Annotated in this window: 21 protein-coding genes and 1 tRNA gene; 13 read left to right on the top strand and 9 right to left on the bottom strand. The window is 63.3% G+C overall.

Features of this window, described 5'->3' with window-relative positions; translation table 11 throughout:
* Positions 1 to 211 precede the first annotated feature (211 nt).
* Positions 212 to 940, top strand: coding sequence for an outer membrane lipoprotein chaperone LolA (gene lolA, locus J2W46_RS14125; protein WP_087751350.1), 729 nt, complete (start codon positions 212 to 214; stop codon positions 938 to 940).
* 83 nt (positions 941 to 1,023) lie between these two features.
* Here the strand turns inward: lolA and J2W46_RS14130 are convergent, their stop codons facing one another.
* A complete protein-coding gene (locus tag J2W46_RS14130) occupies positions 1,024 to 1,935 on the bottom strand; it encodes a LysR family transcriptional regulator (protein ID WP_310354472.1) in 912 nt (303 codons plus the stop codon).
* A gap of 193 nt (positions 1,936 to 2,128) precedes the next feature.
* Here J2W46_RS14130 and speB point away from each other — a divergent pair, with 193 nt between their 5' ends.
* Positions 2,129 to 3,118, top strand: coding sequence for an agmatinase (gene speB / locus J2W46_RS14135; RefSeq protein ID WP_310354473.1), 990 nt, complete (start codon positions 2,129 to 2,131; stop codon positions 3,116 to 3,118).
* A 92-nt stretch (positions 3,119 to 3,210) separates the two neighbouring features.
* Here the strand turns inward: speB and cytX are convergent, their stop codons facing one another.
* A complete protein-coding gene (cytX, locus tag J2W46_RS14140) occupies positions 3,211 to 4,527 on the bottom strand; it encodes a putative hydroxymethylpyrimidine transporter CytX (RefSeq protein WP_310354475.1) in 1,317 nt (438 codons plus the stop codon).
* 253 nt (positions 4,528 to 4,780) lie between these two features.
* On the opposite strand from cytX, the gene J2W46_RS14145 reads away from it, so the two are divergent.
* The 8 genes from J2W46_RS14145 (at position 4,781) to minE (ending at position 11,776) form a co-directional block, all read left to right on the top strand.
* Positions 4,781 to 6,094 (top strand): replication-associated recombination protein A, encoded by a 1,314-nt coding sequence (locus tag J2W46_RS14145; protein ID WP_020065207.1) that lies wholly within the window; start codon positions 4,781 to 4,783, stop codon positions 6,092 to 6,094.
* 63 nt (positions 6,095 to 6,157) lie between these two features.
* Complete coding sequence (gene serS / locus J2W46_RS14150; protein WP_310354477.1) at positions 6,158 to 7,453, top strand: serine--tRNA ligase; 1,296 nt, start codon at positions 6,158 to 6,160, stop codon at positions 7,451 to 7,453.
* 168 nt (positions 7,454 to 7,621) lie between these two features.
* A tRNA-Ser gene (locus J2W46_RS14155) sits at positions 7,622 to 7,711 on the top strand.
* Positions 7,712 to 7,971: 260 nt separating this feature from the next.
* Positions 7,972 to 8,757 carry a type I methionyl aminopeptidase gene (map, locus tag J2W46_RS14160; protein WP_288823699.1) on the top strand — a complete coding sequence of 262 codons (786 nt, stop codon included), beginning with the start codon at positions 7,972 to 7,974 and terminating at the stop codon, positions 8,755 to 8,757.
* A 194-nt stretch (positions 8,758 to 8,951) separates the two neighbouring features.
* Positions 8,952 to 9,485 (top strand): GNAT family N-acetyltransferase, encoded by a 534-nt coding sequence (locus J2W46_RS14165; protein ID WP_310354479.1) that lies wholly within the window; start codon positions 8,952 to 8,954, stop codon positions 9,483 to 9,485.
* A gap of 252 nt (positions 9,486 to 9,737) precedes the next feature.
* Complete coding sequence (gene minC / locus J2W46_RS14170) at positions 9,738 to 10,586, top strand: septum site-determining protein MinC (protein WP_310354481.1); 849 nt, start codon at positions 9,738 to 9,740, stop codon at positions 10,584 to 10,586.
* Positions 10,587 to 10,688: 102 nt separating this feature from the next.
* The gene (gene minD / locus J2W46_RS14175) at positions 10,689 to 11,504 is read left to right on the top strand and encodes a septum site-determining protein MinD (protein ID WP_007175863.1); all 816 of its coding nucleotides are present in this window, start codon (positions 10,689 to 10,691) and stop codon (positions 11,502 to 11,504) included.
* A 14-nt stretch (positions 11,505 to 11,518) separates the two neighbouring features.
* Entirely contained in the window at positions 11,519 to 11,776 is a 258-nt protein-coding gene (gene minE, locus J2W46_RS14180) for a cell division topological specificity factor MinE (RefSeq protein ID WP_020065213.1), read from the top strand.
* A gap of 78 nt (positions 11,777 to 11,854) precedes the next feature.
* Here minE and J2W46_RS14185 read toward each other — a convergent pair whose 3' ends face one another.
* Positions 11,855 to 13,384, bottom strand: coding sequence for a chloride channel protein (locus J2W46_RS14185; protein ID WP_310354483.1), 1,530 nt, complete (start codon positions 13,382 to 13,384; stop codon positions 11,855 to 11,857).
* Positions 13,385 to 13,593: 209 nt separating this feature from the next.
* On the opposite strand from J2W46_RS14185, the gene waaC reads away from it, so the two are divergent.
* Both waaC and J2W46_RS14195 read left to right on the top strand, forming a co-directional pair.
* On the top strand, positions 13,594 to 14,595 hold the full coding sequence (gene waaC / locus J2W46_RS14190) for a lipopolysaccharide heptosyltransferase I (RefSeq protein ID WP_310354484.1): 1,002 nt from the start codon (positions 13,594 to 13,596) through the stop codon (positions 14,593 to 14,595).
* A gap of 534 nt (positions 14,596 to 15,129) precedes the next feature.
* Entirely contained in the window at positions 15,130 to 15,267 is a 138-nt protein-coding gene (locus J2W46_RS14195) for a hypothetical protein (RefSeq protein ID WP_165572639.1), read from the top strand.
* A gap of 45 nt (positions 15,268 to 15,312) precedes the next feature.
* On the opposite strand, the gene J2W46_RS14200 is transcribed toward J2W46_RS14195, so the two are convergent.
* The 5 genes from J2W46_RS14200 to J2W46_RS14220 form a co-directional block, all read right to left on the bottom strand.
* Complete coding sequence (locus J2W46_RS14200) at positions 15,313 to 15,492, bottom strand: hypothetical protein (RefSeq protein WP_020065217.1); 180 nt, start codon at positions 15,490 to 15,492, stop codon at positions 15,313 to 15,315.
* 151 nt (positions 15,493 to 15,643) lie between these two features.
* Complete coding sequence (locus J2W46_RS14205) at positions 15,644 to 16,951, bottom strand: MFS transporter (protein ID WP_020065218.1); 1,308 nt, start codon at positions 16,949 to 16,951, stop codon at positions 15,644 to 15,646.
* 409 nt (positions 16,952 to 17,360) lie between these two features.
* On the bottom strand, positions 17,361 to 17,900 hold the full coding sequence (locus J2W46_RS14210; RefSeq protein ID WP_310354487.1) for an energy transducer TonB family protein: 540 nt from the start codon (positions 17,898 to 17,900) through the stop codon (positions 17,361 to 17,363).
* 188 nt (positions 17,901 to 18,088) lie between these two features.
* Positions 18,089 to 19,495, bottom strand: coding sequence for an argininosuccinate lyase (gene argH, locus J2W46_RS14215; protein ID WP_027804187.1), 1,407 nt, complete (start codon positions 19,493 to 19,495; stop codon positions 18,089 to 18,091).
* Between the two features lie 247 nt (positions 19,496 to 19,742).
* Positions 19,743 to 20,567, bottom strand: a complete 825-nt coding sequence (locus tag J2W46_RS14220; protein WP_204520403.1) for a helix-turn-helix transcriptional regulator — start codon at positions 20,565 to 20,567, stop codon at positions 19,743 to 19,745.
* Between the two features lie 175 nt (positions 20,568 to 20,742).
* On the opposite strand from J2W46_RS14220, the gene J2W46_RS14225 reads away from it, so the two are divergent.
* On the top strand, positions 20,743 to 21,495 hold the full coding sequence (locus J2W46_RS14225) for a class I SAM-dependent methyltransferase (RefSeq protein WP_204520404.1): 753 nt from the start codon (positions 20,743 to 20,745) through the stop codon (positions 21,493 to 21,495).
* A gap of 71 nt (positions 21,496 to 21,566) precedes the next feature.
* Here J2W46_RS14225 and ppc read toward each other — a convergent pair whose 3' ends face one another.
* The gene (gene ppc / locus J2W46_RS14230) at positions 21,567 to 24,776 is read right to left on the bottom strand and encodes a phosphoenolpyruvate carboxylase (RefSeq protein WP_310354492.1); all 3,210 of its coding nucleotides are present in this window, start codon (positions 24,774 to 24,776) and stop codon (positions 21,567 to 21,569) included.
* Positions 24,777 to 24,957 lie beyond the last annotated feature (181 nt).

Here is a 24,957-nt window from a genome sequence, read left to right on the forward strand (position 1 = left end):
CCTAAGCTCGGTTTGAGGCTCAGCGCAACAGACCGCAGGGACCGAAGTCTCATGCGTTCACCCCGAGCCTCGCACAGCAAGCGTCACGTTGTGCTCACGGCCATCGGCAAACACTGCTCATGTCGATGCGCCGCAATCAGAGCCGATCAGAGTCAATCAAGGCCAGACAAAGCAGTCGCTCAACGAATTCAAATCAAGGGAGAAAAATCATATGCAGCTATTTGTGCAGCAGCATGCATCCAGCAGCGTCGGCCGGTTCGCCCGGGCAATCGCACGCGGCGTCGGTACAGCCGCGATCGGCGCGACGATGCTCGTCGCTTCGCAGGCGTTCGCGAGCGGCACAGAGCAATTGAAGGCGTTCGTCGCGCAGGTTCACTCGGCGCGCGGCACCTTCGTGCAGCAGGAAGTACGCGCGCCCAGCAAGGCGCAAGCAGCGAGCGGCGCAAGCGGCGTGCTGTCCACCACGGGCGGCGGCAAGAACGGTACGTCGAGCGGAACATTCACGTTCGCGCGTCCCGGCAAGTTCATCTGGCAATACGAAAAACCCTACTCGCAATTGCTGCAGGCGGACGGCGACAAGCTTTACGTGTACGACAAGGATCTGAACCAGGTGACGGTGAGAAGCCTCGGCGGCGCGCTCGGTGCGAGCCCGGCGGCAATCCTGTTCGGCAGCAACGATCTGGACAAGAACTTCACGTTGCGCGATGCGGGTGTCAAGGCTGGCATCGACTGGCTCGAACTCACGCCGAAAGCGAAAGACACGCAATTTCAGCGCGTGGGCATCGGCTTCAAGGACGGCAATCTGCAAGCAATGGAATTGCACGACGTATTCGGCAACGTGACGTTGCTGACCTTCTCGAACATCCAGAAGAATCCGCCGCTGCCCGCGGATGCGTTCAAATTTACCGTGCCGAAAGGCGCTGACGTGATCAACGGCTAACCGCTCGCCGTGCATTGATGTTTGCGAGAGAAGCCGCGCTGAACGCGCGGCTTTTTTATTACCGGTACAACGCAGCGACCGCGCTACGCTTTCGCTTCGACGGCATGGGCTGCCTTCATATCGTCGATGAACGCTTCGACAATGTCCGTTCTATGCTGCCGCGTCCGCGTGACCATATGAAACGCGACGCGATAGCGCATTAGCTCCGGGTTCAACGCGGCGAGCAGTCCTTGCTCGACGAACGGCGCCGCGAAGTGCCCGGGCAGGTAGCCGAGGTGATGCCCGGATAGCACGAGCATCGCGACCGCTTCCATGTTGTCCGCGACCGCGGTGACGTTGTGCGGCGTGGTCGAACTTTCGGCTTCGGGCAACGGATAGCTGCGCCACGCCCATTCGTGCGTCGCAGCTTGCTCGGGCGACACGCCACCCGCTGAAGCAAACAGCGGATGTCCTTTCGCGCAATACGCGAACTGGTCTTCGGCAAACACCTCGGTGTATTCGAGCGACGGCACGCGATGCCAGAAATACCCGATGCCCACCTGAATCCGCCCATTGAGCAGTAACTCTTCGAGCTCGCCGGGTGAGCGCACCAGAATCGAAAATCGCACCGACTGATCGCGCAAGCGAAACCGGCCGATCGCGTTGCTAATGCGCGCACTTGCCGATACGGGCGTGTGTCCGATCATGCCGATGTCGAGGGTGCCCACGAGCTTGCGTCCGACATTGCGCGCCTGCATGCCGAAGCTGTCGACGGCACCGAGCAGCGCGCGAGCCGCGTCGGCGAACTGTTCGCCGCGCGCGCTCAGCCGAAAGCCACCGCGGCCGCGTTCGCACAGCCGATACCCGAGGCGCGTTTCGAGCGTGGCGAGTTGCGTGCTGATGGTCGACTGGCCGACGTTGAGCGTGGCCTGGGCCGACGAGACGCCGCCCGCGTCGACGATCGCAAGGAACACGCGGATGAGTCGTAAATCGAGGTCGGTTAGTTGAGAGAACATGCGTCAGGATACATCGCCGCAGATCGATGTAAAGGTTACTGCGCGGCTATTTTAAGTTGACGGGAAGTGCTCAAGAATGGAGATTCACCCGGCTTTCAGGCGTTCGGAGTGCCTTCGGAACGCATGAGCGCACGCAATATAGCCGGTTCTCAGATTCCGAAAAGCTGCGTCTCCTTTCCATTGCCGAGCCACGATGAATACTTCTTCTTTCATTTCTCCTGAAGCCGGTGAACGGCCGCAGCCGCTGTCCGGCAATGCAATGCCGCGCTCTGGCGGCATTGCCACGATGATGCGCCTGCCGAACGTGGGCTCGGCGGAGGGATTCGACGCATGTTTCGTCGGCGTGCCGTTCGACCTGGGCACGTCCAACCGCACTGGCGCGCGCTTCGGACCGCGCCAGATTCGCAGCGAATCGGTGCTGCTGCGCCCTTACAACATGGCAACGCGCGCGGCGCCATTCGATTCTCTGCGCGTGGCCGATCTGGGTGACGTCGCGATCAATCCGTACAACCTGCACGATTCGATCGCCCGGATCGAAACCGCTTACGACGAGATACTTCAGCACGATTGCAAGCCGGTCACCCTTGGCGGCGATCACACCATCGCGTTGCCTATTTTGCGGGCGATTCATCGCAAGCACGGCAAGGTTGGCCTGATTCACGTCGACGCCCACGCCGACGTCAACGACACGATGATGGGCGAGAAAATTGCCCACGGCACGCCGTTTCGTCGCGCGGTCGAAGAGGGGCTGCTCGACTGCGAGCGCGTCGTGCAAATCGGTCTGCGCGGCACGGGCTACGCGGCAGAAGATTTCGACTGGTGCCGCGATCAGGGCTTCGACGTCGTGCAGGCCGAGGCATGCTGGAACCAGTCGCTTGCGCCGCTAATGGCGCGCGTGCGCGAGCGCATGGGCGACGGCCCGGTCTATATCACGTTCGACATCGACGGTATCGACCCGGCCTTTGCGCCCGGCACCGGCACGCCTGAAATTGCCGGACTGACCGTGCCGCAGGCGCTCGAAATCATTCGCGGCGCGCGCGGCTTGAATATCGTCGGATGCGATCTGGTGGAGGTGGCGCCGCCGTACGATCCGTTTGGCACGACGGCGCTGCTCGCCGCGAACCTCGCGTTCGAGTTGTTGTGCGTGCTGCCGGGCGTCGAGTACCGGACTGCTGCTCGCTGAGCTTGGTCGCCATCCGCTGCGATGCGCGGCGGATGCAACAGAAAAGGCCTGCAAATGCAGGCCTTTTCTTCAATTACGGCGCATTGAGCCGCTCACGCGTACGCGGTTTTACGCGTCGACACGAACGCGAGATAACACACCGCGCCGATCACCAGCGCGGGCAGCGTCGCGCCGAGGTTAGGCAGCCATTGGTTGATCGCCTGATAAGCGGCAATGCCGATCGCCCACGCAATGAACGCGCTCAGATGCCAGCCGCCCGAGAAGCCGTAACGGCCGCGTACGTCGGCGAGCATGGCGGCTTCTATACGGCGCTTGCGCACGATGAAGTGATCGACCAGCACCACACCGAAAAGCGGCGCGAACACCGAGCCGATCAACAGAAGGAAGTTCTGATACTTCGCCATCGGTATAAGCAGCGCGATCAATGTGCACAGCGCGCCGAACGCCGCCGACAGCATAGGCACACTGCCGCGCGCCCAGAAGGTGCCCGTCGACACCGCCGCTGAATGAATGTCGGCGAATGCGTTGTCCACTTCGTCGATCAGAATGAGCAGCAACGCAAGCCCGCCGCCGGCTTGCGCAAGCGCGCTTGTCAGCAGCGCGTCGCCGCCACCGGCGGCCAGACCGTAGATCGCGCCCAATGCATAGAACCAGATGTTCGCGATGCCATAGCCGAGCAGCGTGCCGCGGAACGTGTCGCCGGCGCGGCGGCCGAAGCGCGTGTAGTCCGCGATCAACGGTAACCAGGAAAGCGGCATCGCCACCACGAGGTCGATAGCGCCGCCGAACGACATCTCGCCAGTGCCGGGGCGGCGCATCATCGCGCTCAGATCGTGCTGCGCGAGCAGGCTCCATGTGAGCCATGCCGCGCCGGCGAGCAGCAGCCAGATGCCCCACGTGCGCAAAAAGCGCCGCACGAACGAGAGCGGGCCGCTGATTGCGAGCAGCGTCGCGAGCAAGCCGAAGATGATGGTCCAGACGAGCGGCATGGAAAGACCGAATGCCTGCTTGGCAAGAGCGTCGGCGGAATCGCGCATGACAATGACTTCGAACGAACCCCAGCCGACCAGTTGCACCGCGTTCAGCACAGCCGGCACCGACGCGCCGCGCACGCCGAGCGTCGGACGCAGCGAGGACATCGCCGCGAGCCCGGTGTCCGTGCCGATCACGCCCGCGAGCGCGAGCAGAACCACGCCGATCGCGCTGCCGATCACGATGGCCAGCAGCGCGTGCGGCAGCGACAGCCCCGGCACTAGCAGCGCGCCGGCTTGCGCGACCAGCAGGCCGATGCCGAGCGAAAACCAGAGCGCGAACGCGTCGCCGGTACGGAAGGCGCGGCGCGCGTCGGGGACCGGCGTGAGCGGCGCGTAGGTGGAACCGGCGTCGCCGGCGAGTGGATCTTGTGCCATCGGGTCTTGTCCCTGAGTCGTGTTGCTGTTGCTGTTCCGGTTGCTCTTGTATGCGAGTCAGCGTGCATGTTCAGAATGCGCGCCGCTCGTCCTCGCGCGGTCACTGTCATAATGCAGGACGTTTCCCACGCCTCGCGCCTTGCTCGTGCGGGTTTTGCGCTCTCGTCCGGCAGCATGCCGCCTTCAGGCCGATCATCACACGGTCCATCGTGCGGGCCGCGTCCGGAAAAGCCGAGATTATCCCCAAAACGTCATGTTCGAAGAAACCCGTGCCAATGTTCCGCTCGCCGAACGCCTGCGGCCCCGCAATATCGACGAAGTAATCGGTCAGAAGCATCTGCTCGGCCCGAACAAGCCGCTGCGGGTCGCATTCGAATCCGGTGAAGCGCATTCGATGATCCTCTGGGGCCCGCCGGGCGTCGGCAAGACCACGCTCGCGCGGCTCATGGCCGACGCGTTTCACGCGGAATTCATCGCGTTGTCGGCGGTGCTGTCCGGCGTGAAGGATATTCGCGAGGCGGTCGAGACCGCGCAGATTCATCGCGCGAACGGGCATCAGACGCTAGTGTTCGTCGACGAAGTGCATCGCTTCAACAAGAGTCAGCAAGACGCGTTCTTGCCGCATGTCGAGTCGGGGCTCTTCGTGTTCATCGGCGCGACTACGGAGAATCCGTCGTTCGAAGTGAACAGCGCGTTGCTGTCGCGCGCGGCCGTCTACGTGCTCAAAAGTCTCACCGAGGAAGAGTTGGGCGAACTGCTCGAGCGCGCGCAACAGGAACTCGGCGGCTTGACGTTTACCGACGAAGCGCGCGATGCGCTGATCGGTTCCGCCGACGGCGACGGCCGCAAGCTGCTAAACAACCTTGAGATCGTCGCGCGCGCGGCTTCGCAGCAGAAGACCACGGAGATCGACGGCGCATTGCTCGGCAGCGCGCTCGCCGAGAATCTGCGCCGCTTCGACAAGGGCGGCGACGCTTTCTACGACCAGATCAGCGCGTTGCATAAGTCGGTGCGCGGCAGCAGCCCGGACGGCGCGCTCTACTGGTTCTGCCGCATGCTCGACGGCGGCGCGGACCCGCGCTATCTGGCGCGCCGCATCGTCCGGATGGCGTGGGAGGACATCGGTCTGGCCGACCCGCGCGCCGCGCGCATTGCGCTCGACGCCGCCGAGACCTACGAGCGACTCGGCACGCCCGAGGGCGAACTGGCGCTCGCGCAGGCGATCATCTACCTGGCCGTCGCGCCGAAGTCGAATGCCGGCTACAACGCGTACAACGAGGCGCGCCGCTTCGTGAGCAAGGACAAGTCGCGCGGCGTGCCGGTGCATCTGCGAAACGCGCCGACCAAGCTCATGAAGGAGCTCGGCTACGGCCACGAATATCGCTACGCACACGATGAACCGGATGCATACGCGGCCGGCGAGACGTATTTGCCCGAGAACATGCGCGATCCGCATTGGTACACGCCGACGCCGCGCGGCCTCGAAGGCAAGATAGGCGACAAGATGGCGCGTCTTGCCGAACTCGACGCGCAGTGGCGCAACGAGAACAAGCCCAAGAAGAGTTGAGCCTGTCCGGTGCCGCCGGTGCGCTAAAATCCCACCTTCATACAACGAATACCGCCCCATCCCATGCTCGACATCCAGTTGCTGCGCAAAGACCTCGACGGCGTCGCGAAGCGCCTCGCCGACCGCGGCTATACCCTCGACGTGGCGGCCTTTACCGCGCTCGAAGCGGAACGCCGCGACACCCAGACTCGCACCGAAGAACTGCAGGCGCGCCGCAACAGCCTGTCGAAGCAGATCGGCGCGATGAAAGGGCGGGGCGAGGACACTTCGGCCGTGATGGCGGAAGTCGGCGGCATCGGCGACGAGATGAAGGCGTCGGCGGCAAAGCTCGACGACATTCAAAAACGTCTGTCGGATCTACTGCTTGGCGTGCCGAATCTTCCGCATGAGAGCGTGCCGACAGGACGCGACGAAGCGGACAACGTCGAGGTACGCCGCTGGGGCACGCCGCGTCAGTTCGATTTCGAAGCCAAGGATCACGTGGATGTCGGCGCGCCGCTCGGCCTCGATTTCGAGACCGGCGCCAAGCTGTCGGGCGCGCGCTTCACGATGCTGCGTGGGCAGATTGCACGGCTGCATCGTGCGCTCGCGCAGTTCATGATCGACACGCACACGCAGCAGCATGGCTATACGGAGATTTACACGCCGTATATCGTGAATCCGGAAATCCTGTACGGCACCGGCCAGCTGCCCAAGTTCGCCGACGACATGTTCCGCGTCGAGAAGGGCGGCGGCGAAAACACGGTCACGCAGTATCTGATCTCCACGTCGGAAATTTCGCTGACGAACACGGTGCGCGACAGCATCGTCGAAGCGGGCGCATTGCCGATCAAGCTGACCGCCCATTCACCGTGCTTCCGTTCGGAGGCGGGCTCGTATGGGCGCGACACGCGCGGCATGATCCGTCAGCATCAGTTCGACAAGGTTGAAATGGTGCAGATCGTGGCGCCGGAAACGTCGTATGACGCATTGGAGCAGATGGTCGGCCACGCCGAGACGATTCTGCAAAAGCTGGAATTGCCGTACCGCGTGATCACGCTGTGCACGGGCGACATGGGCTTCTCGGCGACCAAGACTTACGACCTCGAAGTCTGGTTGCCGGCGCAGAACACCTATCGCGAAATTTCGAGCTGTTCGAACACGGAGTCGTTCCAGGCTCGCCGGATGCAGGCGCGCTACCGGAACGCGCAAGGCAAGCCGGAACTCGTTCATACGCTGAACGGTTCGGGTCTCGCGGTGGGACGCACGCTCGTGGCCGTGCTCGAGAACTTCCAGAACGCCGATGGCTCCGTGACGGTGCCGGCGGCGCTGCGGCCATACCTTGGCGGCGTCGAGCGGCTGGAAGTGCAGGCGGCCTGATTCGCGTCGGGTGGACGCCAACCGCGTGATTTGATCGCCGGGATTCGTCGAAATTTTTTCGGCGAGGTACTTGGAAATCCAGATCAGCTGTTCTATAATCTTTCTCTCCCAAGCAGCGACCCGCTTGGATCTGGCAAAACCGCCTCGTTGTGGCAAGTCGGAAAACACGGAAAGGTGGCAGAGTGGTCGAATGCGCCGGACTCGAAATCCGGTGTACCTTTAGGGGTACCGTGAGTTCGAATCTCACCCTTTCCGCCAGATTCAGAAAACAGGCCCTTCGGGGCCTGTTTTCGTTTCGGCGTGTCAAATGATCCGTCGTTCTGACGTCGGATATGAGTCTGGCATTCATAAGCGATGCTAACTTATCGCTGCGCGCGGGGAATTCCACCTGCCGCTGAGTCGTCAACCCGCTGACTCATCATCCTCTTCCCCGCTTTGCCCGGCCCCCGCGCCGATCCTCTGTACAATTGGCCGTTCGATTGAATATCGACCTACCTGCGAACCCATCGACCGAATACATGGCCATTACCTACAAGACTCCTGACGACATTGCCAAGCTGCGTATCTCTGGCCGCCTTGCGGCCGACGTGCTGGCCATGATCGCCGAGCACGTGAAGGCCGGTGTCTCCACCGACGAGCTGGACGCACTGTGCAATGACTACATCGTCAACACGCAAAAGTCGATTCCGGCCAACGTCGGTTATCTGGGTTTTCCAAAGACGGTGTGCACCTCGGTCAATCAGGTGGTTTGCCACGGCATTCCGAACCGCAGCGAAGTGCTGAAAGACGGCGACATCATCAATATCGACGTGGCAATCATCAAAGACGGCTACTTCGGCGACACGAGCCGCATGTATTGCGTCGGCCAGCCGAGCACGGTGGCTCGTCAACTGGTCGACACGACCTATGAGGCAATGCTTGCGGGCATTCGCGAAGTGAAGCCGGGAGCGACGCTTGGCGATGTCGGCCACGCGATCCAGAAGGTCGCGCAACGCGATGGTTTTTCGATCGTGCGCGACTACTGTGGCCACGGCATCGGCAAGGTTTATCACGAAGACCCGCAGGTTTTGCATTACGGCCAGCCGGGGCAAGGCATACGTCTGAAGCCCGGCATGGTCTTCACGATCGAGCCGATGATCAACGCGGGCCGCGCCGGTACCACGGTATTGCGCGACGGCTGGACGGTGGTCACGAAAGACCGCTCGCTGTCTGCGCAGTGGGAACACATGATCGCGGTCACCGACGACGGCTACGAACTCCTCACGCCCTGGCCGGACGGCACCGGCGGCTACGCAGCACCGTGAGGCAAACGCGCTGCGCATGACGTCGACGGGTATGGCGCCAGTCGCCAGGCGCCGGGCGCGCGAAATGCTCGGGGTTGCCTGCGCGCTTTGCGTGAACCGGCTTGCGCGATAAGATCGCCCGTCAAAGAATGAATTGACTCTCGCGCCGGTTCGGTTAAAGCTACGGCTTAAGGTTTCAAGGGGTTTTCGTCTGCATGAGTCCGTCACTGACCGTTCGCCGTATCACCGCTGATCAGGGCGCCGTTTTTCGCGAACTTCGTACAGCGTCCCTGCGTGAGGCGCCCTATGCGTTCGGCGCAACGCTAGAAGACGCATTGTCCGCGGACGCCGCGAGCTTTGACGCCGTCGCCGCGGAACACGCGGTTTCTGCCGCCATCAGCACTTTCATTCTCTACACCGAGGGTCATCCGGCCGGACTGGTCGAAGCGCACTTCGAAGAAGCCGATGAGCGCCGCGCGTTCGTGTGCGAACTGTGGGTCGCGCCTGCGGTCCGGCATCTGCGCGGTGGAGAGTTGCTGGTCGATACGGCTAGCGGCTGGCTTGCCAACGAGGGCGCGGCGGAAATCTACGCATGGGTCGCCGACTCGAATCGCAACGCGATGCGCTTTTACGAAGCGCTCGGTTTCGGGCCGACCGGCGAACATCGGCGCGTCGCGCGTGCGCCAGAGCAGGTCGAAAGTCTGCTGGTTCGCCACGTGCCGTCCACGTCGACAGCAGTCGACCAGTGAACTGCCGAGTAGCGCAACCGTCCGCCGCCTGTTTCGAATTCCCGTCCGCGTCGCTGTCCGCATCGCCATCTGCATTTTCATCCGCATTTCCGTCCGCATTCCAGCAGCGTTCCCGCCTCGCCCGTTCATGTGCCGCGCGGTTCGATCGTTTCCGCGCAGGCACATCTGAACATCCAGCCGCTCGTTGTCCGGCAAAAAATCTCGCCGCGCGCGCGGACGCCTGTAAAATACGCAAAATTTTTGCCGAACGTTATGTCGCCCAAGAAATCGCCCTTTTTCGAACTCCGCAGCGGTTCCGTCGACACGCTCCTGTTTGTGGTCAAGACAACCGACCTCGATGCCATGCGTGCCGAGCTGACCCGGCGCTTCGAGGCGACCCCCGAATTTTTCGCTAACGACGTCGTCGCGATAGACGTGCGCCGGCTCGCCGGCAACGAACGCGTGCCGCTCGCCGAGATCGCGCAGTTGCTCGAGAGCGTGCGCATGCGTCCCGTTGGCGTGGTCGCCGACACGCAGCAGTCGTGGGCTGCGGAGTCGGCGCTGCCGTTGCTCGAAGCGCGCGACCGCCGCGGCGCCTCCGCAAAATCGGCTGACGAAGAAGCCGCGGGCGCATCGGCGGCGGACTTGGCCGACGCAGCAAACTCAGGTGCGAACTCAGGCACAACCGCAGGCACAAGCACGGCGCCTGCGAATCAGACGGCCGCACCCGCATCGGTTGAGCCCGCGCCTGCGCCGGCCGCCGAGCCGGTGCGTCTTGCCACGTCTTCGCAAACCATGGTGGTGGAAAAGCCGCTGCGCTCGGGTCAGCGCATCTACGCAAAGGGCGATCTCGTCGTGCTCGGGCTCGTGAGCTACGGCGCGGAAGTTATCGCTGAAGGCAACATCCATATCTATGCACCGTTGCGCGGCCGTGCGCTCGCAGGCGTGCAAGGCAATCACGACGCGCGCATTTTCTGCACGTGTCTCGAACCGGAACTCATCTCGATCGCGGGCATCTATCGGACGACCGAGAACCCGCTGCCGGCCGATGTGCTCGGCAAGCCGGTGCAGATCTGGCTCGAAGACGAAAAGTTGATGATCGAACCATTGCGGCTCACGTAAGCGCTGCCGGATCCGCTGCGCCGAACGTTGACGGCGCGCGGCGTCGGGGGCGAAATATGGCCGCACATAATTGACGAATTTGACGAACACAAGGTAAGGGTAATGGCAAAAATCATTGTGGTGACATCGGGCAAAGGTGGCGTGGGCAAGACGACCACGAGCGCGAGTTTTGCATCGGCCCTCGCATTGCGTGGCAGCAAGACCGCCGTGATCGACTTCGACGTCGGTCTGCGCAATCTCGATCTCATCATGGGCTGTGAGCGCCGCGTCGTGTACGACCTGATCAACGTCATTCAGGGCGAAGCCAATCTGAACCAGGCGCTGATCAAGGACAAGAAGTGCGAGAACCTCTTCATTCTGCCGGCCTCGCAAACGCGTGACAAAGACGCGCTGACCATGGAAGGCGTCGAAAAGGTCATCAACGACCTGATCGCGATGGACTTCGAATACATCGTGTGCGACTCGCCGGCCGGTATCGAATCCGGCGCGCTCCTCGCCATGCATTTTGCAGACGAAGCGCTCATCGTGACGAACCCGGAAGTGTCGTCGGTGCGAGACTCGGACCGCATTCTCGGCATCCTGTCGTCGAAAACCAAGCGCGCGATTGAAGGCAAGGAGCCGATCAAGGAGCACCTGCTGATCACGCGCTACAACCCGAAGCGCGTGAGCGAAGGCGAGATGCTGTCGCTGACCGACATCCAGGAAATCCTGCGCATCGACCTGATCGGCGTGATCCCGGAATCCGAAGCGGTGCTGCACGCGTCGAATCAGGGTCTGCCTGCAGTGCATCTCGACGGCACCGACGTGGCCGAAGCTTATAAAGACGTCGTATCGCGTTTTCTCGGCGAGCAGAAATCGCTTCGCTTTACCGATTACCAGAAGCCCGGGCTGCTGCAGCGCCTCTTCGGCACCAAGTAAGGGGAGCGCACGTTATGTCGATTCTTTCGTTTTTGCTGGGCGAGAAGAAGAAATCCGCGTCGGTAGCGAAGGAACGCCTGCAGTTGATCATCGCGCACGAGCGCGCCGGCGGTCATGCTCCCGCCGATTATCTGCCTGCGTTGCAACGCGAACTGGTCGCCGTGATTTCAAAGTATGTGCGGATTTCCGACGACGACATCCGCGTGAGTCTCGAGCGCCAGGACGACCTCGAGGTGCTCGAGGTCAAGATAGAGATTCCGCAGACCTTATAAGTCTGCTGGTCGCGGTCGCGTTCGCGTTCGCGGTCGGCGAGAGTCGATGCGCGCCGCGCGAACGTCGGCGAGCGCGGCTTACGGACGAGGTGCGGGCGAACCGCCTTCAGTCGGTCTATCCGCTGGCCTATCAGCGGGTCGAGCGGTCGGGTCGTCGGCGGAAGCGCGAGCGGAGGCATCAGCTGAACTGTCAGCGGACGTCTCGCTGGAACTATCTGCGGCAATGACTTCCGCCACCGGCTCCGATGCGTCGACTTCTGGCGCATCCACCGCGGGCACTTCCGGCACCGGAGCAGGCGCCGGGCGCGGCAGCGGCGCCATGTAGCGCTCGGAAAGCGCCTCGTATAGCGGCGGCGCAAAAAAGCGCGACACGCGGCTCGCAATCAGCGCGGTGGCCATCAGCGAAATCACGAGCGCGTGACCGTTGATCATCTCCATCACGATCACGAAAGACGTGATCGGCGATTGCGTGACGGCGGCCAGATAGCCGACCATGGCGAGGGCGATCAGCATCGGCAATTGCATGGAGCCGAACACCATGTGCAGCAGATTGCCGAAGCCTGCGCCGATCGACAGCGATGGCGCGAAGATGCCGCCTGGAATGCCCGGCAGGTACGAGCCGACCATCGAAATCATTTTGAGGAACGGATAGAACACCGACAGCTGTTCGTGCCCGTCGAGCAAACCGCGCGCTTCCGCGTAGCCGCTGCCGAACGTGGTGCCGCCCGAAACCAGGCCGACTCCCGCGATCACGAAGCCGCACAGCGCGGCGAACGCGACGGGCCGCTCGCCGTGCAATTGACGCAGCGGCGCGGGAATCCAGCGCGCGGTGTTCAGCAGCAGCCAGCAGAACACGCCGCCCGCAATACCCGTGATGATGGCCGTGAGCAGCACCGCGAGCGCGAGCAGATCGGGAAAGTGCGCGCCGATCTGAATGGTGCCGAAGTACGTATAGTTGCCGTTCAGTCCCAGCGCGATCACACCGGCAATGATGATGGCGGTAATCAGCACGCCGCTCGCGCGGGCTTCGAAACTGCGCGTCAGTTCCTCGATGGCGAACACGATGCCCGCTAGCGGAGTATTGAACGCCGCCGATAGACCCGCTGCCGCGCCGGCCAGCACCAGTTGCCGCTCAATCAGTGCGTTCGAACGCGGATACAGCCTGCGCAGGTTGAACATGAGGGCCGCGCCCACTTGCACGGTCGGACCTTCGCGGCCGATCGTAAATCCGCCGAGTATCGCCAGAAACGACACCACAATCTTGCCGAACAGAATGCGAAACGACAGGAGCCGCGCGCCATATTCGCCGGGTTTCGAATGAAGCGTGGCGATTACCTGAGGAATGCCGCTGCCTTCGGCGCCGCGAAAGAACTTGCGCGTGAGCCATACGGCGAGCGCCGCCACTGCGGGGGTGATGATGAGCGGCGCCCACACGTGCTCGCGCTGCACCGTGCGGAATTCCTCGTAGCCCCAGTCGATCAGCCGCGCGTAGAGCACCGCCACGAGCCCGACCGCGATCGCCCCGAGCCAGAAAATGCCGTACTGGCGCCAAAGACGTCTCGCGCGACGCACGATCCCGGAAGAAAGAAGAGGTTGCGCTCGCGACATGAGATCTGGATGTGCAAAGGATGAAGTATAAAGCGCGCGGAAAACGTAAAACCGTATGAAAGCTTTGTGAAATGAAGTAAAAAGGTAAGCTGTAAGGCGCGCGATGTAAGACGCCGCATTGTTTTCCGGCGGCCGCATTGCCCGTTTCAGCAAAGACTATTCCATTCGTCGGCTAAAATATTTTGACGTTGAACAACCGAAGGCCCTCAATGAAGCGAGTCCTTATCGTCAAGGTCACCTCCCTCGGCGATATCGTGCAAGCGCTGCCCGTCGTAGCGGATATCAAACGCGCATTTCCTGGCGTTCAAGTGGATTGGGCCGCAGACGAAGCATTCGCCGAAGCGGCGCAATGGTGCAAGGGCATCGACCGTGTACTGTTCGCGCCGCTGCGGCGTTTCAAGAAAGCGCGCCGGTGGGCCGACTTCAAGGCGATCGCGGCGTCCATCGCGGAGCTGCGCGCGTATCGCTACGATTACATCATCGACATTCACGGCGTGTACAAAAGCGCGATCATCGCGTTTCTGGCCCGCTCGTCGCGTTGCATCGGCTACCAGTCTCAGGACCTGGGCGAGCGGGGCGCTGCGTTCGCGTACACGGGGCGCTTTGGTCCGCGTCCGCAATGCAATGCGTGGCATGGCATGCGTATCAGCGCGGGCGAGGCTCTCGGCTACGAAGTTGAAGGCCCGCCAGTCTACGACCTGAAGTTGCCGGAGCCGGCGAGACCGCCGTTCGAAGGTGAGCGCGCGCCCGTCGCCGCGCTTTTTCATGCGACGTCGAAAGACGACAAGAAGTGGCCGATCTCGCATTGGGCGGTGGTCGGCACCGAGCTTTCGCAACGCGGCTTTCGCGTGGTCTTGCCGTGGGGTTCGGAAGGCGAGCGCATCGAGGCCGAGCAGATCGCCGCGCAAGTGCCAGGCTCGAAGGTCCTGCCGAAGATGACCGTGACGGAAATCGCGCAAATGATCGACGCGTGCTCGTTGGTGGTCGGCGCAGACACCGGTTTTGTCCACCTCGCACATGCGCTGCTGAAGCGCACGGTCATGGTTTTCGTATCGACGTCGCCTGAGCATTGCGGCGTGGAAGCACCGTTCCGCTCGATCTCGGTTGGCGACGGCCTTTCGGTGCCGCCCATCAGCGCCGTGCTCGATGCCATCGACTACGTACACAGCGAGCCGCCCGCCGTCGCCGGGCAGGGTTTTGCCGCGGCTTGAGCGCAGCCTCAATCGCAATCGTTTGCTCAAAGAAAAGGGCGTCGCGCGCAGAGTGCCTATGTCACCGGCACTATGACGTGACGCCCCTATAAACGCCCGCGTCGGGGAACGCTGGGCGAAAACGATTCGGCTTGCTGCGCAACCGTGCGAGACGCAAAGCGCTCATTACACGGTTGTTAAATCTGTCGCTTTTCGTTGGTCGGCGGAGCGCTCGCGCCCGTTGCGCGTGTTGGTGAACAAGGCTGAGTGGCGCTCGCGAGCCGCGCCTGGAAGACGCCGCTCCCGCCTTCAGGAAGGCCGCGAGGCAATACACTCAAGGCTCATTACCGACCGACATCTTCAAGTCAGTATAGGCGGTGTTTTCATCGGACGTGAGCGTGCATTGCCATGTGTCCGGACGAGTCGCGCGGATCGGCGAACGTGTAACACGCGCGTGATCTTCCCTTACAACTGGCAACGTTCTGGCAGCCGCACGTCGTGTTCAATCGAGTCATTCGAGATTTCTCGAACGAACCTGACTCGATGGAGAACAACATGAAACGCCTGCTCCTGACCATGATCGCCGGCACCGTACTCGCAACCCTGCTTGGCGGCTGCGTTGTCGCGCCGGCGCCGGGCTACTACTACGGCGGTGGAGGCTATTACCACCATCACGGCTATTACTACCGTTAAGCTCGCGGCCGGCGCAAAGCCCGTCCGCAACTGACGGTGCGGGCGTCAGGCCACCAGCATCTCGAACGCGATCACAGCGGTAATGGCTGCCGCGTTCGCCGCCAGCGCCTCGACGACAATGCCTTTCCAGGTGGCGGGACGAAAGCGCAGCGCCAGCAGCAGCGAACACAACAACGCGAGCGCGATGATCGTCACGACGTCGGCATTATGTAAGTGAAGGTTCATCCGGGCCTCCCTGCTTGCCATAGGGTCATTCAGGTCGAGTATAGGCAAGTCAAAAAGGCGCGCAAGGCAGGGGATTCACTCAGCGAAACCGCCGCCAGGCGGGGGCTTCAGCGATCAACCCGCCGAGGTCCCCTCCCTGTCTATCGCCGCGTCACATCAAGCGCGAGTCGCGCGTCTCGCGCATGCACAGCACGCCGATCATGCTGACGGCCGCGGCGATCGACACATACGCGCCCACCCACGGCAGCCCGCCGCGCGCAGCCAGCATTTGCGCGATGTACGGCGCAACCGATGCGCCGAGAATCCCGCCCAGGTTGTACGACACACCCGCGCCGGTATAACGGACGTTGGTCGGAAACAGTTCGGGCAGCAGCGCGCCCATCGGCGCAAAGGTCACGCCCATCAGGAACAGCTCTATGACGAGGAACAGCAGCACCAGCGGCGTTTGTCCGCTGCCGAGGAGCGGCGCCATGGTGAAGCCCGACAGGACCGCTGCGACGATGCCCACGATCAGCACCGGCTTGCGGCCATAGCGGTCGCTTGCCCACGCGGACAGCGGCGTGGCAAGCGCCATGAACACCACGGCGATGCACAGCAGCCCGAGGAAGGTTTGCCGCGGAATGTGCAGCACCGACACGCCATACGACAGCGAGAACGTGGTCGCGTTATAAAACAACGTGTAGCAGACCACCATCGCGAGCGCGCCCAGCAGCGTGGGCACCCAATGCCGCGACAGCAGCGTCGCGATGGGCACCTTCACGCGCTCCTGACGCTCAATGGCGGCCTGGAAGGCCGGCGTCTCCGCGATCTTGAGCCGCACGTAAAGCCCGAGCGCGACCAGCACCGCGCTTACGAGGAACGGCACGCGCCAGCCCCAGCTCCGGAACTGCGCGTCGCTCAACGACATCGCAAGCGCGAAGAAGAGGCCGTTCGACGCGAGAAAGCCGATCGACGGTCCGAGTTGCGGGAACATGCCGAACCAGCCGCGCTTGCCGGCAGGCGCGTTTTCGGTGGCGAGCAGCGCCGCACCGCCCCATTCACCGCCCAAGCCAATGCCCTGGCCGAAACGCAAGATGCACAGAAGGATCGGTGCAAGACTGCCAATGGAGTCGTAGCCCGGCACGAAGCCGATCAGCGTGGTCGAGACGCCCATCACGAGCAAAGACGCGACGAGCGTCGATTTACGGCCGATGCGGTCGCCGAAATGGCCGAACAGGAACGAGCCGATCGGCCGCGCGACGAACGCAATGCCGAACGTGACGAAGGCCGACAGGGCCTGAGCCGTCGCCGAGCCATGCGGAAAAAACACCGGGCCGATGACGAGCGCCGCGGCGGTCGCGTAGACGTAGAAATCATAGAACTCGATCGCGGTGCCGATGAAGCTCGCGAAGATGATCCGCGCGCTGTTGGTGTGGCCGGCCGCATTGGGCTCGGCCGCGGAAATCGGCGATGTGGACATGCAGGGTCTCCATGTATCGTGATGCCGCGTTGCCTCGCTCGATAGGGGCGCAGTGTGGCTGCGCAGCGGCGCGGTCAATCGGCATCTTTGTTCAGGTTCGTGCGCTTGAGTCGAACTCGCGTCGGCCATCACGCTGACGGGCGACGAACCCGCAGCATACAGCGTTGGTCGTGAGGACTCGCGCGCGAATGCGGCCTTGTGCGCGTGCATGGCGATCACGCCGCCACGCAGCGAAGGCGTTTGCGTGGCGCGCGTGGATGACGCGGCGCCGCGACAGGTGGCTGCAAGCCGCGCCGGCGGATGAGCGGGCGGCCTGCACCGTGCCGGAGGCTCCGGCGAGGGAATCGGAAAATTATAGCGAGCGCGGCGAGCGCGCAGCAAGGCGGCTGGCCGATCGGCCAGGCCGCGTTCAGTCGATGGTCAGCGATTGCGGCGAAGCCAGTTCGCGCAACTGGAACTTGCCGTCGTCGTTGAAGAGCCAATCTTCGAACAGTTCGAGCTGGCCGCGGCCGTTCAGCAATTTGCCCGGCGGCAATGGCAGCGGTGATGCACGTCGCAACGTGGCGAGCGCGGTGCTTTCCGCTTCGTCGTCGCCGTTCGTGCGATACACCGACGACGCCACCACGTGCCCGTTGCGATCGACGGTGAACGACACCACGACGAGCGAGCGCAGCATCGCTTGCGGCTTGCCGCGCAGTACATACGAAGGATTGCGCTCGACGATGCGCTGCGCGACCGCCTCGCGATATTGATCGAGTGTCGCGCTGTTGACTGCGGCGGGCGGCGTTGCGACGGCCGCGCGTGGCGGCGGCGGGGTGAACGTGCAACCGGCGACGGCAAGTGCGAGCAACGCAGTGTATGCGGTGCCGCGTAGAGACAGTGACCATGCGCAGCCGCGGCGAGCGCGGCATTCAGTCATGGGGCGAAGGAGGCGCGTGCGGGTAAGCATGATGAACCACTAAAGAGGGCAGAACCTGTTTAGATCGTAGTCAAAAACCGCCGCGTTTCAATCCGCGTTCGCCCCGGTATCTCGACTTAGGCGCCAGCAAAAAAGGCGAACTCGCCAACGAGTTCGCCTTCGCAATCCGCCGTGCATGAAGGCGCCCATGCCGGCGCGTTCGCGCAACTCGACGCGTGTCAGTTCAACGCTTGCCGTGCCGCTTTGACCGCGGCCAGCACCTGCTCGGGCGCGGTGCCGCCAGGATGATTGCGGCTTGCAACCGAGCCTTCGAGCGTGAGGTACGAGAACACGTCGTCGCCGATCAGATGCGCGACGTTCGGCAATTCCGCGCGCATTTCATCGAGCGTGAGGTCCGCGAGATCGCAGCCGCGATCCGCGCAGATCCGCACGGCCAGCGCGACGGCTTCGTGCGCGTCGCGAAACGCGAGGCCGCGCTTGACGAGGTAGTCGGCGAGATCGGTTGCCGTCGAGAATCCTTGCAATGCGGCGTCGCGCATGGCTTGCGGCTTCACCGAAATGCCCGCGACCATTTCAGCGAAGATGCGCAGCGTATCGGCGACGGTGTCCACCGTGTCGAACAGCGGTTCCTTGTCTTCCTGATTGTCCTTGTTGTACGCGAGCGGCTGGCCTTTCATCAACGTGAGCAGCGCCATCAGATGACCGTTCACACGGCCGGTCTTGCCGCGCGCGAGTTCGGGCACGTCGGGGTTCTTCTTCTGCGGCATGATCGACGAACCCGTGCAGAAGCGGTCGGCCAGGTCGATAAAGCCGACGCGCGGGCTCATCCACAGTACGAGTTCTTCGGAGAAGCGCGAGATGTGCGTCATGACGAGCGCCGACGCCGCCGTGAATTCGATTGCGAAGTCGCGGTCGGACACAGCGTCGAGCGAGTTTGCGCAGATGCCGTCGAAACCGAGCGTCTTTGCCACCGCGTGACGGTCGATCGGATAGCTCGTGCCGGCGAGTGCCGCCGCGCCCAGCGGCAGACGGTTCACGCGCTTGCGGCAATCGAGCATGCGCTCGGCGTCGCGAGAAAACATTTCGACGTAGGCGAGCAGGTGATGACCGAACGTGACCGGCTGCGCGACCTGCAAGTGCGTGAAGCCGGGCATGATGGTCGACGCGTTCTTCTCCGCCATGTCGAGCAGCGCCGTGCGCAGTTCCTTCAGCAACCCGCCGATGCGGTCGATCTCGCCGCGCAGCCACAGGCGGATGTCGGTCGCGACCTGGTCGTTACGCGAGCGGCCCGTGTGCAGACGCTTGCCGGCGTCGCCGATCAGCGCGGTGAGGCGCGCTTCGATGTTCAGGTGAACGTCTTCCAGGTCGAGTTGCCACTCGAACTCGCCTCGCTCGATTTCGCCCTTGATCTGCGCCATGCCGCGTTGGATCGCGGCGAGGTCTTCGGCGGCGATGATCTTTTGCGCGCCCAGCATCGAGGCGTGCGCAAGCGACCCTTCAATGTCGACGAGCGCGAGACGCTTGTCGAAGAAAACCGACGACGTATAGCGTTTGACGAGCTCCGACATCGGCTCCGAGAAGCGAGCCGACCAGGCTTCGCCTTTTTTGTGCAGTTGGGACGTCATGGTTTTGGGCAATTAAGCGGCAGTTATGCAGCAGTTAAATGGCGATCGGGCGAGCGGTAAAAAGCTGCCGACGCGGATGCGCCTGGCATGTCTGCAAGCGCACCGTCGAAGCATGGAAAGACAGGGATTTTAACACTGGCGCAACGCCGCGCCGACGACGGACCCGCGGCCGCCGGCTCATCGCGGCTCGCACGCCTGCTCATACGACGCGCTGGCCTGCGGCCTGCATGGCGGCTCGTGCCACGGCCTATTCGCGCACCAGCACCACCAGCTTGAGATCTTCGCGATGCGCGGGCTTGAACGTAATCTGATCGTAGACGAGCCGCCCGTCTCGCGGATGATTGAATTCGCGCCGTCCGCCTTCGCGGCCTCCGACGTCTTGCGAAGCCCAGAAGCGCGCAAACGCGTCGCTCGCCGCGGTGAGCGAATCGATCAGCGCACGCGTTGGCGCGTCGTTCAGATGGCGGATCGAATCCGCCCGAAACTCGGCGGCGAGACGCCGCGCGCGCGTGTCCCAGTCGACGATCAACCCGCGCGCCGCCGGTTCCGTGAACGTGTAGCGCAGCAGATTGCGGTCATGCGAACCGTCGAGCCAGCCGACGAAAAGATCGGCCGCGCGTTCGTTCCAGGCGAGCGCATTCCATTGACGGTCCAGCACATAGGCGGGCGCGTCTACGAGTTGCACGGTTTCGAGCAGTGTCGCGGGCGCATCGGCGGCGGCCGGGTCGGGCTCGGCCGGATCGCGCTGGGCGGCGAGCTCGAACAGATACGCCCGCTCGGCCCGCGACAGTTGCAGCGCGACGGCGATACGTGCGAGCGCGTCCGCGGAAGCAGAAACCGGACGCCCTTGCTCGATCCATGTGTACCAGGTCGGACTCACGCCGCACAGCTGCGCGACTTCCTCGCGCCGCAAGCCGGGCGTGCGGCGGCGTGGGCCGGGCGGCAGGCCGACCGCTTGCGGCGACAGCCGCTCGCGGTGCGCGCGGATGAAGTCGCCCAGCGCGCGGGCGGGCGTGGCATCGAGCGGCGGCGGGTTGTCGGCGGAAGAGGGCGTGCTCGTTCGCGTGGTCATTCGTTTGGTACGGCGTGAGGAGGGTGGTATAGATACCAGAATAATTGCTTAACTTGTACTGGTACACGGCGGGCTCTATTGTAGCGGCGTAGCGGCTCGAACGGCAGGCCGCGCTGCCAGCACCAGAAACGCGGACCCACACGACACAGTCCCACGCAGACAACCGGAGCTACTCATGAAGCATCACGATCAGGTCGCCGACGCCTTCGGGTCGACGGCCGCCGCCTATTTGACGAGTCCGACCCACGCAACCGGCGCGGATCTGGGGACGCTTGCCGAGTCGATCGCGGCGACGCCGGACGCGACGGTGCTCGACATGGGCTGCGGCGCGGGCCACGCGAGTTTCGCGGTCGCGCCGCATGCCAAAGAAGTGGTCGCCTACGACATCGCCGCGCCGATGCTCGCCACGGTGGAAGGCGCCGCGAAGGATCGCGGCCTCGCGAACATTCGCACGCAGCAGGGCGCGGCCGAGAAATTACCGTTCGCCGATCACGCGTTCGACTGGGTCATCAGCCGGATGAGCGCGCATCATTGGCACGACGTGGCGCTGGCGCTCGCCGAAGTGCGGCGCGTGCTGAAGCCGGGCGGCCGGGTGCTGTTCATCGACATCGCCGGTATCGACCATCCGTTGCTGGACACGCATATCCAGGCAATCGAACTCCTGCGCGACGGCTCACATATTCGCGATTACCGCGCTGACGAATGGATCGCGCTCTTCGAAGCCGCGGGGTTCAAGGCCTCGATTCGCGAGCGCTGGCGCATCGACATCGAATTCAGTTCGTGGGTGGCGCGCATGCGCACGCCTGAGGAGCGCGTGGTGGCGATCCAGTCGCTGTGGCGCAATTCGCCGGATGAAGTGCGGCAGTATTTCGACGTAAAGGAAGACGGCTCTTTCAAGCTGGACGCGTTGATGGTCGAAGCGGTTTGAGAAGGCATGCGGAGATGGCAGCGGCGCTTGCAAGCGCCACTGCCATTCCGAATCGTCAACCGGTCGAACCGTCAACCGGTATTGCGCAACCCCGCCGCGATACCGTTGATGCTCAGATGAATCCCGCGCCGCACGCGCGCGTTGGTGTCGCCCGCGCGGTAACGCTTGAGCAATTCGACCTGCAGGTGATTAAGCGGATCGAGGTACGGAAAGCGGTTCTTGATCGAGCGCGCGAGCAGCGGATTTTCCGCGAGCCGTTCGCTCTTGCCGGTGATCTCCGACAACACTTTGGACGTACGCTCCCATTCCGCGACGATCCGCTCGAACACATGCTTGCGCAGCTTCTTGTCGGTGACGAGCGCCGCGTAGCGCGAGGCCACCGCAAGGTCGGTCTTCGCGAGCACCATGTCCATGTTCGAGAGCAGCGTCGAGAAGAACGGCCAGGTCTTGTGCATTTTCTTCAGTTGCGCGAGACGGCGTCCGCGCTCGGCATCGCTCGGCGCGTCGTCGAGATAAGCGGCCACCGCCGTGCCGAAACCGTACCAGCCGGTCAGCAACAGCCGGCATTGGCCCCACGAGAAACCCCACGGAATCGCGCGCAGATCTTCGATCTTGCGTTGCTTCGGATCCTGCAACTTGCGTGACGCGGGACGGCTGCCGATGTTCAGTTCGGCGATCTCCGAGATCGGCGTGGACTCGAAGAAATACTCCTTGAAGCCGGGCGTTTCATACACGAGCGCGCGATACGAGGCCATGGCCGCGTCGGACAATTGCTGCATCGTGGATTCGAAAACCGGCAGTTCCGCGGGCGCCGTGCCATGCGGCAGCAACGACGCTTCGAGCGTCGCAGCCACCACCGTTTCAAGATTGCGACGGCCGATTTCCGGATTGCCGAACTTGCTCGCGATCACTTCGCCTTGTTCCGTCAAGCGAATCTGACCGTCGACGGTGCCGGGCGGCTGCGACAGAATCGCCTGATAAGTCGGGCCGCCGCCACGGCCAACGGTGCCGCCTCGTCCGTGGAAAAGACGCAGCGTGATGCCGCGTTCGTTGAAGAGCGACACGAGCGCGAGTTCCGCGCGATACAATTCCCAGTTAGACGTGAGGAAGCCGCCGTCCTTGTTGCTGTCCGAGTAGCCGAGCATGACTTCCTGCTCATTGCCCTGATGTTCGATTATCGAGTCGACGCCCGGCAGCGCAAGCAGATCGCGCATGATGTGCGGCGCGTTGCGCAAGTCAGGGATCGTCTCGAAGAGCGGGATGACCATCAGCGCGGCTCTCGCCGGATCGTTCGCGTCGCCGAGCCGACCTTGCAGAAGACCGGTCTCTTTTTGCAGCAGCATGACTTCGACCAGGTCGCTGACTGTCTCGGTATGCGAAATGATGTAGTTGCGAACCGCGCGCGCGCCGAATTTTTCACGCGTGACACGTGCTTGCTCCAGCACGCCGAGTTCGCTCTTCACGAGGTCCGAGTACTCGGCATACGGCAGGCGCAACGGGCGCGGCTGAGCAAGCTCGCCGAGCAGTACTTCGAGCTTCTCGCTTTCGGCGAGCGCGGCGTAGTCGTCATGAACGCCCGCGCGCTTCAGCAGTTCGGCGATCACCGCTTCGTGGATGTCCGAGCTCTGACGCAAGTCGATGCTCGCGAGATGGAAGCCGAATACTTCGGCTGCGCGAGCGAGCGGTGCGAGACGCGGCGCGGCTAGCGGCGCGCCATGATGCGCGGCGAGCGAATCGATCAGCACGTGCAGATCGCGCACGAATTCGGACGCGTCGTCGTACGGCGTCGCGCGAATCGGCGCTGCGCCGCGGCCCGCGCTGCGCAGCGGCACGCTGCCTTCGCCGAGACGCACGCGCGCACTTGCCGCGAGCCGCGTGTACATGCCGATCAGCGCACGGCGATAAGGTTCGTCCGTGCGGTGCGGCGAACGGTCAGGCGAGATTTCCGCGAGCGCTTTGAGTTCGTCGCTCGCGCCGGCGAGCAGATTCGACACCGACAATTCCGCGCCGAGCTTGTGCACCTGCTCGAGATAGTGTTCAAAGATCACCTCCGCCTGGCGCGCGATCGCATGTTCGAGCGTTTCAGCCGTGACGTTCGGATTGCCGTCGCGGTCGCCGCCGATCCAGCTGCCCATCTGGAAGAACGGCGGCAGACGCGCTTCGAGGCCGTGTTCCTTGAGCGCCTCTTCGATATCGGTGTACAGCGCGGGGATTTCTTCGAGGAAGGTCGCGCGGTAGTACGACAACGCGTTTTCGATTTCATCGGCGACCGTGAGCCGCGAGTCGCGCAGCATCCGCGTTTGCCACAGCGACGTGACGCGCGCGCGCAGCATTGCTTCGTTATGCGCGCGTTCGCGGTCGGTCAACTGCTGATCGCGTTCCGCGAGCAGGCGCGCGACGTCGTGCTCTGCGTCGAGAATGCTCTTGCGCTGCACTTCCGTTGGGTGCGCCGTCAGAACGGGAACGATCAGCGCGTCGTTGAAAAACTGCTGCAACACGGGCGTGGCGGCGGCGCCCGCTTCGACGAGCCGCTCCAGCGCATAGGCAATGGTGCCCGGCTGCGCGGCGGAGCCTGCCAGCGCGTGAATCCGGTGACGGCGATTGCGGTGGCGGTCTTCGGCGATATTCGCGAGATGCGAGAAGTAGCTGAACGCGCGCACCACGCTGACCGTCTGTTCGGGACTCAGCGAGCGCAGTTTTTTGTCGAGCGTCTGCACGGCGGCGTTGTCGTCTTCACGGCGAAAACGCACGGCCGTCTGGCGGATTGTTTCGACGACGTCGAACACGGCGTCGCCTTCCTGTTCACGCAGCACGTCGCCGAGCAGCCGCCCCAGATAGCGGATGTCCTGGAAGAGCGGATGGTCCTTGTCGGCACGCGTGCGGCCGTTGGTTTTCGGCGCGGCGACGACGGTGTCCCCGGAGACGGCTTGCAGATTCGGCGCTTTGTTTTCAGCCTTGTCTTCCGCTTTGTTTTTGGCTTGCGCTTTCGAGTTCGTCTTCACCAGGGCCTTGTTCGTGGCGGACGCAGTTTTCGCCGGCTTGTCCGCTTTCGAAGCCTTGACGGCTTTTTCCGGCTTGGCCGGCACGGTGGTCTTATCGGCCTTGATGGCTTTCGCGGCGTTCGCAGCCTTCGCGCTGGAGGGCGCCCGTTTGGCTTTGCCGGGCTGGGCGGCGCCTGCGCTAGACGATGCGGAGGCTGTGGACGCGTCGGCGTCGACAGTGGAAGCGTTGGGCGATGCAGTGTTGCGGCGGGCAGGGCGCGCCGATCCGGAAGACGTCACGATGGGTTTCCTCAGGGAAGCCAGGGTCTGTTAAGTGATGAACTGCTACTGCGGAACTCAAAACTGCACTGGAACTGCAACGTGAACTGCTTTGAAGCGGTATGCACCGATGGCAATACGCCGGGGAGGAAGGCCGCGCGACCGCACAAGCTCTGCACGCGGCGCATGTTGCGCCGCATTG

Source organism: Paraburkholderia strydomiana, assembly GCF_031456815.1.
Lineage (GTDB): Bacteria > Pseudomonadota > Gammaproteobacteria > Burkholderiales > Burkholderiaceae > Paraburkholderia > Paraburkholderia caledonica.

What these genes read in the sequence shown, in the direction of transcription:
- lolA (WP_087751350.1), top strand. Translation starts at nt 212, where the DNA reads ATGCAGCTATTTGTGCAGCAGCATGCATCCAGCAGCGTCGGCCGGTTC.
- J2W46_RS14145 (WP_020065207.1), top strand. Translation starts at nt 4,781, where the DNA reads ATGTTCGAAGAAACCCGTGCCAATGTTCCGCTCGCCGAACGCCTGCGG.
- map (WP_288823699.1), top strand. Translation starts at nt 7,972, where the DNA reads ATGGCCATTACCTACAAGACTCCTGACGACATTGCCAAGCTGCGTATC.
- J2W46_RS14220 (WP_204520403.1), bottom strand. Translation starts at nt 20,567, where the DNA reads ATGACCACGCGAACGAGCACGCCCTCTTCCGCCGACAACCCGCCGCCG.
- minC (WP_310354481.1), top strand. Translation starts at nt 9,738, where the DNA reads ATGTCGCCCAAGAAATCGCCCTTTTTCGAACTCCGCAGCGGTTCCGTC.
- waaC (WP_310354484.1), top strand. Translation starts at nt 13,594, where the DNA reads ATGAAGCGAGTCCTTATCGTCAAGGTCACCTCCCTCGGCGATATCGTG.
- J2W46_RS14185 (WP_310354483.1), bottom strand. Translation starts at nt 13,384, where the DNA reads ATGTCGCGAGCGCAACCTCTTCTTTCTTCCGGGATCGTGCGTCGCGCG.
- serS (WP_310354477.1), top strand. Translation starts at nt 6,158, where the DNA reads ATGCTCGACATCCAGTTGCTGCGCAAAGACCTCGACGGCGTCGCGAAG.
- J2W46_RS14195 (WP_165572639.1), top strand. Translation starts at nt 15,130, where the DNA reads ATGAAACGCCTGCTCCTGACCATGATCGCCGGCACCGTACTCGCAACC.
- J2W46_RS14205 (WP_020065218.1), bottom strand. Translation starts at nt 16,951, where the DNA reads ATGTCCACATCGCCGATTTCCGCGGCCGAGCCCAATGCGGCCGGCCAC.
- minD (WP_007175863.1), top strand. Translation starts at nt 10,689, where the DNA reads ATGGCAAAAATCATTGTGGTGACATCGGGCAAAGGTGGCGTGGGCAAG.
- J2W46_RS14165 (WP_310354479.1), top strand. Translation starts at nt 8,952, where the DNA reads ATGAGTCCGTCACTGACCGTTCGCCGTATCACCGCTGATCAGGGCGCC.
- speB (WP_310354473.1), top strand. Translation starts at nt 2,129, where the DNA reads ATGAATACTTCTTCTTTCATTTCTCCTGAAGCCGGTGAACGGCCGCAG.
- J2W46_RS14210 (WP_310354487.1), bottom strand. Translation starts at nt 17,900, where the DNA reads ATGCTTACCCGCACGCGCCTCCTTCGCCCCATGACTGAATGCCGCGCT.
- argH (WP_027804187.1), bottom strand. Translation starts at nt 19,495, where the DNA reads ATGACGTCCCAACTGCACAAAAAAGGCGAAGCCTGGTCGGCTCGCTTC.
- J2W46_RS14200 (WP_020065217.1), bottom strand. Translation starts at nt 15,492, where the DNA reads ATGAACCTTCACTTACATAATGCCGACGTCGTGACGATCATCGCGCTC.
- cytX (WP_310354475.1), bottom strand. Translation starts at nt 4,527, where the DNA reads ATGGCACAAGATCCACTCGCCGGCGACGCCGGTTCCACCTACGCGCCG.
- J2W46_RS14225 (WP_204520404.1), top strand. Translation starts at nt 20,743, where the DNA reads ATGAAGCATCACGATCAGGTCGCCGACGCCTTCGGGTCGACGGCCGCC.
- J2W46_RS14130 (WP_310354472.1), bottom strand. Translation starts at nt 1,935, where the DNA reads ATGTTCTCTCAACTAACCGACCTCGATTTACGACTCATCCGCGTGTTC.
- minE (WP_020065213.1), top strand. Translation starts at nt 11,519, where the DNA reads ATGTCGATTCTTTCGTTTTTGCTGGGCGAGAAGAAGAAATCCGCGTCG.